The 7687-nt window shown below is 45.7% G+C and carries 6 protein-coding genes; 1 reads left to right on the forward strand and 5 read right to left on the reverse strand.

The genetic code is table 11. The features are described from left to right. Positions 1 to 1299 precede the first annotated feature (1299 nt). The 3 genes from AC1DWB_RS29710 to AC1DWB_RS29720 form a co-directional block, all read right to left on the reverse strand. Positions 1300 to 1527, reverse strand: coding sequence for an S-layer homology domain-containing protein (locus AC1DWB_RS29710; protein WP_477544713.1), 228 nt, complete (start codon positions 1525 to 1527; stop codon positions 1300 to 1302). A 377-nt stretch (positions 1528 to 1904) separates the two neighbouring features. Further along, a complete protein-coding gene (locus tag AC1DWB_RS29715; protein ID WP_477544714.1) occupies positions 1905 to 4463 on the reverse strand; it encodes a winged helix-turn-helix domain-containing protein in 2559 nt (852 codons plus the stop codon). Positions 4464 to 4535: 72 nt separating this feature from the next. Then, positions 4536 to 4685: an S-layer homology domain-containing protein gene (locus AC1DWB_RS29720; protein ID WP_477544715.1), complete on the reverse strand. Its 150-nt coding sequence runs from the start codon at positions 4683 to 4685 to the stop codon at positions 4536 to 4538. Between the two features lie 2 nt (positions 4686 to 4687). On the opposite strand from AC1DWB_RS29720, the gene AC1DWB_RS29725 reads away from it, so the two are divergent. Continuing rightward, positions 4688 to 5095 carry a sensor histidine kinase gene (locus AC1DWB_RS29725; protein WP_477544716.1) on the forward strand — a complete coding sequence of 136 codons (408 nt, stop codon included), beginning with the start codon at positions 4688 to 4690 and terminating at the stop codon, positions 5093 to 5095. Between the two features lie 161 nt (positions 5096 to 5256). Here AC1DWB_RS29725 and AC1DWB_RS29730 read toward each other — a convergent pair whose 3' ends face one another. Next, the gene (locus tag AC1DWB_RS29730) at positions 5257 to 5457 is read right to left on the reverse strand and encodes an S-layer homology domain-containing protein (RefSeq protein ID WP_477544717.1); all 201 of its coding nucleotides are present in this window, start codon (positions 5455 to 5457) and stop codon (positions 5257 to 5259) included. A 26-nt stretch (positions 5458 to 5483) separates the two neighbouring features. Then, positions 5484 to 7687, reverse strand: a 2204-nt coding sequence (locus AC1DWB_RS29735; RefSeq protein ID WP_477544718.1) for a DUF4838 domain-containing protein, incomplete at its 5' end; no start/stop codon positions are given.

Below are 7687 nucleotides of genomic sequence, written 5' to 3' on the forward strand. Positions count from 1 at the left end.
ACCAAATCGATTCCTAATTGCTTAAACTCGGCCTGCCTCGCTACAGCCAAACGTTCGTCCTTAAAACTGGAATTCAAAGAGAAAATACTAAGTACGGTTAAAAAAATGAGCAAGCCACTGAATGCTGCTACAACTTTAATCAGCGTTGATATTTTCATRGCGACCTCCTAAAAATGTGAGATACCTTTTTTGCAATACATTAGTTGTCGAATTTCCGGTTCTCCGGCCCCAGATTCAGTCAAATATCAACACCAACCCCCTTGCCCGATCAATTTATTATGAATATAGAACTATCTATTCGACAATTTTTGACGTTGTCCTGCTTGGCATAGAGGAACCTGCAGTTTGAAGAATTGTGTGCGAATAAAATGGCCATTATTTTACCTCTTGTCGCATTTTTACGATACATCGCTTTCATCTTGTTATAATATTTTCACATAGCAACGATTTCATCGAATATCATAAATAAAGAAAGGCGTGAGATTATGAGCAACATGTTATCAATTGACAAGCAAAGAGAAATTGTTGCAACAACAGAGACTGTTTGGAATGTACTTACAAACCCTGCTTTTAATGAAAAATGACTGGGAGTCACAATCAAGACCAATTGGATAGTAGGTCAGCCGATTTTCTTTTCCTTCACTTGGGAGGGCAAAGCGTTCGAAGATAAAGGAAATCTCTTGGAGTTGGAAGCGCTCAAAGTTTTCTCTTATAACTACTGGAGCGGTTTCTCCGGGACCGACGACAGCCCAGAAAACTATTCAATCATTAGATTTACGTTAATGAACCAAGATAACAATACGATATTGAAATTAAAAACACAGTAATTTTTCTACTCAGACTATGTACGAACATTCAGATAAGAACTGGGAAGAAACATTAGATAGTATAAAGAAAATAGCTGAAAGAGAATCTCTCGTCGATTGAGATTGGGAATAGTTTATTCTTCAACTCCTTCACACCCACGACTATTTCTATTTTTTTGCTTTACCACGATTTGTGATACGGTTCTCCGCGCTGTCTATAAAGGCAAGTTTAAAAGGCCATCCTTTGCGGGATGGCCTTTTTCCTTTAAAATACTAAACTAACGTTCCCGGATCCTATGTGACGGTCTTCGTGAGTAATCCACAATGACCGCTGCGACTCCCGAGACCGCAAGTGGTTAAGACTCAAATTTCGCCCTACTTATGATAAGGTTCAGCTTAACGGGTCTATCGGCGAAAAATAAGGGCTTCTCTGCCAAATAGCTTAACAAGGCTACTTCGAGTTTGATTCAAAGCAGCCTTGTCTATGTGTCCTTTACTTGCTCTTTTGCGCCAGCATTTTCAGCAGTACCGTTACAGCCTCTGCTCTTGTTGTTTTATCTCCTGGAGCAAACAGGTTCGCACCTTTGCCTTCGATGATGCCCTGCTTTTTCATGGCCGCAACTACGCCTTTTGCCCATGCCGGAATATCCTTGTCATCCGCGAAGCTGGTTGTAACAATCGCTTGAATGGACTGTCCTAGTGCGTACCCGGAAAAGTACAAGTCTGATTCTCGCCGGCACATTTTATCATATTGCTGGTATTAATCGTATCGGCAGATACCTGCGAAGCAAACGAAAAGGAAGACAATACCATCAATGCCGATAGTAAAAATATGGAACTCTTCTTTAGCAGCACCTTTGTAAAGCCAGATAGAATATGACCCCTTACCGCTTTGTTGAAAACTTTCTTATTGTTTACTGCAAGCATAGTTCAGTTTTCACTCCTCTTCTTTGTTAATGGATGAAGGCGGGAACTCCGATCGAATTTCCTATACATGCTGAAATCCACATTCCTTCTTGTCGATTTTTGACACTTGATTCACTATAAGACGATATTGGCAAAAAAAATCCCCCGTTTGGGGGAATATTGGAGAGGAGCTCAACCCAAGATCCTTAATTCTCTAGCACGTTGCAGTGCTCGTACGCGATTATTTACATTAAGCTTTCTGTACACACTTTTAATATGAGACTTTACGGTTTCACCCGTAATATTCAGGCGAAGGGCGATTTCCTTATTCGGCAATCCATCCGCGATCAACTGAACAATCTTCGTTTCCTGCTCGGTCAGCAAATTTTTAAACGATATATACGGTTCCGGGTTGGTCTGCAAAGCTTGAAGCAGTTGCCTTGCATAGGCCAAAGCATCCCCGGGCGTATTTCGAACAGGATTCGCTGACCTTGTCTTCAAATAAGTAGACAGCAGCCCGGTCATCACCGCGCCTTCATCTACGAAGCTCCGGACATATCCTTCGGGCTCCGCCAATTGCATAGCGGTCTCCAACTTAGCCAGAGCATCCGACGTCCTGCCCATGTGCTGAAGTGTCACACTTTGCATAATGAGCACCTTGATTCGATCCCGGAGACGATCTTCCTTGCGTAATAGCAGATTCAGGCGGCCCAATAAGTCCAACGCTTCTTCCAACTGTCCGCTTGCTGCAAGCACTCTGGCCAAAGCCATATACTCCAGAACATGATGGAGAGAAACTTCATCCGTATGCGCCAAACCGCATCCTTGCAGCCAAACAAGCGCATCTTCGACTGCGCCTTGCCGCAGGGCCAGACAAGCTTGCTCGGCTTCGATTTTTAACATAAATAATGGATAATCAGAGGAGTCGATCTGCGACTTCAATTCCGCGAGCAGCTCTGAAGCCCGGTTCGAATTTCCGAGGGCTTCCTGAATCCACGAAGCGCTTGTGGCGACTTGAATGAAAATCCGCACAAAGGGCTGAATATCCCTTCGTCCAAGCGCCTGACTTGCATACAACTCAGCCTCCTCCAACCGATTCCACTCGTACAGTAATTTGCTGTAAGATGCGAGGAAGAAACCCGCAAAAGGATAATTGGTCTTTTCCCCCAAAGCAACAGCCCATCTGGATAAAAAAGCATCCGCTGCATGAAGATCGTTGATATACGCAAAAAAATCCACAAACGGATCATAGCCAAGATATTGATAACGCCTCATCGTTTGAAAGAAGCTGCCTTCCGGCATATATTGTTCTACCAGTCCGTAGTATTCAGAGGTTTTTACCAAGTCTTTTTGCAGATAAGAGGCGACTGCACTGAAAAAGTAAATATTGCCCATGGCCTGGTTCCATTCTGCATCTGTCAGTCTGACTTTCAGCGCTTGAAATCGGGCTTGAGCCTGTTCTATTCTTAGAAAAGCCGCTTCCCAGCTCTCCACTCCCAGCAATACCGATATATAAAACAGTTCCACCATGGGCTTCTCGGCAAAAGAGTTTTCCGGCAAAGATGAGACCCATCTGATCAACACCATACTTTGCGATTGCACTAACACATGAAGATTTTTCTCGATCAACCGCACAGCATCCGCATAATGTTTGCCTGCCAAAAAATGCTCCATCGCATCATCATCAAGGCCATAACTTTCCAACCAACACGCCGCATCCCTATGCGCTTGCACCCATTTTTCCGGATCCGTTCTCGACCCCATACGCTGTAAAAAGTCCGAAAACAAATGATGATAACGATACCAGTTCCTCTGATCGTCTAAAGGAATGACGAACAAATTCAGCTGCTCTAATCTTTCCAAATATTGTTGACTGTCCATTTGACCTGTTACGGCCTGGCACAGGGATTGATTCATTCGGCTTAAAATTGACGTAGTTATTAAGAATGAGCGCATCCCCTCCGATTGATGGCGAAAAACTTCTTCCAGCAAGTAATCGGATATATGATGCTGTCGGCCGTTAAATTGATGAATGGACTCGGGTATATTAGCGCTGTGCTTCAGAGAGATCGCCGCCAGCTCCAGCCCGCTGATCCAGCCCTCGGTCTGATGGTGCAGCTCCGCCACTTGCTCCGATGTTAACCTTAAATCCGTCGTGTCCCGAAAAAAGACATGCCCCTCGTCCAGCAGGAAGCGCAAATCCTGCATCGTGATTGGATTGTATTCGCCCTTTGCCATAAGTCTGGCAGTTGGTATCGCCAATTCGCTGCGGCTCGCTATATACAGATGAATGTGAGAGGGCAGCCACTCAAGAAAATAGGTCAAAGAAGCATGAATATCAGGACTCTCGATGAAGTGATAATCATCAAGAACGATCGCCAGCTCGCTGGTTAATCGATCCAGGTCATTCAGCAGCACAGGAATCGCTTGCTCTAAAGACGCCCAAAGCCCTTTCTCAAGAAAAGAACAGATCGCCTCGCCAAAGCTTGGGACTGTCTCCTGAATAGCAGCGGTCACACCACTCCAAAATTGAATATAATCATTATCCCGTGTATCCAGCGAGACCCAAGCCACGAGCGCGCCGCATTGCTTCGCCCATACGCTTAAAGCTGTTGTTTTGCCGTACCCGGCCTGCGCGGAAACGTGTGTCAGCTTGACTTTCATTCCCTCATTAAGCATATGAATCAACCTCGGACGAGCTACCAGGCCGCGACGCACATGGGGAATATATAACTTCGTACGTACAATCATGGACAATCCTCCGCAAGTACCGTTAATACACACTACAATTCGACAAATCGATAGATTCTCCTGTTATTATTTTCATAAGTAACGATTCAGCTCTAGTCGCATTTGCGACAGTTTGGAATATACCGTACGGCGTACCCTAGATGCAAGCTCTGCTCTAGTAATCGTAGTATTAGCTTGAAATGAACCATCCTCATATCCCTTGATAAATTTTTTCGCCGTCACTTATGATACGGTTCAGCATATCATCCATTGAGCGAAATCTGGAGCCAGCAATACCTGACGAGGATATCCACGCCTGGTTTGATGCCTCCCTAATCGAACGTGCGCTGCGAAACCTGCTCGACAACGCGATCCGTTACGGATCAGAAGGCCATTATCTTGAGATCGGGCTTACGGAAAAGGACGATACCCTATTCATGACGGTTATCGATAAAGGACGCGGCATTCCCTTACAGGAACTAGAGCATGTATTTGAACGGTTCTATCGTGTTGATGGCAGCAGGAAAGGCGAAGGACTCGGCATTGGACTATCCATTGTCAAAGAAATCATTGCCCTCCATAACGGATCAATTACCTTGACGAGTATCCCTTTTGAAAGGACCGTATTCGAGATCCAGCTGCCAAATCATTAGCGTGAACAGTTGCCCCGAGGGACAACTTTCCGCTCCCATTCACCATATCACTCAAACAGCGAAAAACCGGTAAAGCAACGTATCGCTCTACCGGTTTTCATCTCTATTGATTCACTTCATATCATGCGCCTACGAGCCCGTATCGAGATATTCATCTAAGCCTACGCGCTACCCGTTGACAAGCCGATCCAGTTGATCACCATCTCCATCCGCGCGATGTTCGCGAACGGGCGGAAGCTGCCAACGGTATATCCAGACAAGATCCCGACTTCTACAGCTTGAGCGATCGCATTCTTCAGCTGGTCTTGCATGTCGGTGAAGCTGAACGTTGTGACTTCCCAACATGCTCTGTCCCCTTTCACCCCTCAGTCATGCAGTATAATATCCTCTAGTCCATAAATTCGTTAAGCAGCTGCTCGTAATACGCTTTGATCCATGTTGCGTCAAGACCACTATCGTAATATTTACTGTAATCATAATTGTCTAACGGAAGCTTCGATGCTCTCAATTTCTCAGCAAACAACTGGCAATGAGCAAACTCGGCTCTGGCAAGCTGCGATTTATCCGCCTGCAGCAGTGTCACCGTACGAACCACTCGGTAATAGAACATAATCATCGTATGGCCATAGTCGAATCTCATCTCGTCCTCAAGCAGCCTCTGAGCTACGATGGACTTCTCCGCCTTGAATAGGGCCGCATCCAGAATCGCTCTGCAAGCATGGAGCTGCTCTACGGTAGCAACGAGGCTAATTCCCGAGTTATCGTTTTCTCCAGTGGCTTCATATTTCATGTGTTTGGATGGAAACAAGTTTTCCTCACGATCTTTGATCTTTAACCAAAGGGAATGCTTCTCTCCATCGATCTCCTGATAATGCTTCAAATACTTGATATTGCTTAGTGCGACCTCTAATTTCTCATAGAAGGATTTCATCAGGCCTGCAGCTTCACAGTAGTATTGTTCAAAATACGTATCCATGATGGTTCTTGTATCAGCCTTAGCATTCCACAGGAGCGCCGCATACAGGTAGTTGTTGAGGGCGAGCATTCCCCACCTTCCGCTTGTGATATGCATATAATAGAAATGTCGGGCTCCCGTCTCGTAGTAATAAGGGATATCATTAGCAATGATGCTGCTTAAGAGAATCGGCATAGCGGCAAACGTTCTTACACCGTAATATTCACCTATAAACATTTCCCCTTGAAAATGACGGTTTGTATTCACGGTCCAGCTTTCATAATTATGAAGCAGCTGTAGGTTAGTCTCTGTGCAACCCTTATTGTTGAACGTATGGACATAACATCTTTCGATAGGGAAGAATATAGCAAAGCAATTGTGGTAATCAAACGATTCAGGAAGGGGTCTATCAGGAGCTTCCAGCGTTTCATGATAAGCCGGGAACAGGATTCGGACATTCCTCTTGAGAATGCCCTCTGCCATCGCCTGACAGAGCTTTTGTCTCAAATGATGGACAAGCAGGATCAACCGGCTCGTATAATTGCCACTGCTGCTGCACCTATCGCAGGAACACCAATTCCCGTTATCTAGCAGCCAAAAGTTCAAGTCATCCACATGCTTCAAATCTCCATCGACAAGAGCATTGATTATATTTTTGGCGAGCTCATCTGATGCGTCCGGATGTGTCAGGCAATGATTGTCTCCTGCGAAATACTGCTCCTTTAAAGCTTCCGTGCTGCGGTAGTAACTTCTTTCCCCGTCTACTAGTGCAAACCACTCAGGATGGGACTCCGCATAAGCAAGTATCCCATCGCCGTCGGTGTCCCCTTTGTATTCCAGACTTACGGGATAGGGGTCTTGCGGCTTGCCATCTCCTCCAAACAAGGGATGCGCGTAAGGGTAAGGGCTAAGCGGGTCCAAATACTTGTAGAGGATATCGTGACCCCCGCCCGCAATACGGATTCCCCTTTTCTTCAGCGCATGTGGATTCTTAATGGTAAATAAATGGGCATAATTCATTCGATTACGTGCCATCCAATCGAATAAATCGGCATTTCGGTCGTCGATGAATTCTGAATAGCAGCCTCTTGTCCGAAAGCTGGGCCTTTCCTGACATCGAATCTCGGGGAGGCGAGAGAAGGGCTCCGGAGTATTGACACCTGTTTCACCAGGTGCGTACCAATGGAAGCCGAGCTTCTCCAGAAATGCGTAAACAGCATATAGGCTGCCGATGCTGCCTACCCCAGATAATACCCAATACTTTTCTCCATCCGATTGCAGGGTTTCGATCAGAAAGGCTTCGCCGTTTTCATCGTTCAGCTCGTGACCGTGCACCAAACCTTCCGTTTCGAAAGCCCTTATATAAGGATTGGAGAGCAGTGTTCCGATGAAAATGCTATTGCTTCTATCTTTTCCATGGGCCCATTCATGCTCAGTGTTCTCTATCCGAACAACGGTATGATCACCTAATAGCGTCTGTAGATGTTTTTGAAGCTCTACGGCAGCAAAACATTCGGTGCAATACACGGCTCGCTCGTCGGTATCATCCCACCAATCCACTTGCTGCTCCGAATAGGCTGCTTCCAGGGTGCTGTCAAAGGGCCCTTTGTTCACATATATGGTGAGGATCATTGGGG

This window comes from Paenibacillus sp. P4_E11 (assembly GCF_056401635.1).

What these genes read in the sequence shown, in the direction of transcription:
- AC1DWB_RS29725 (WP_477544716.1), top strand. Translation starts at nt 4,688, where the DNA reads ATGATACGGTTCAGCATATCATCCATTGAGCGAAATCTGGAGCCAGCA.
- AC1DWB_RS29715 (WP_477544714.1), bottom strand. Translation starts at nt 4,463, where the DNA reads ATGATTGTACGTACGAAGTTATATATTCCCCATGTGCGTCGCGGCCTG.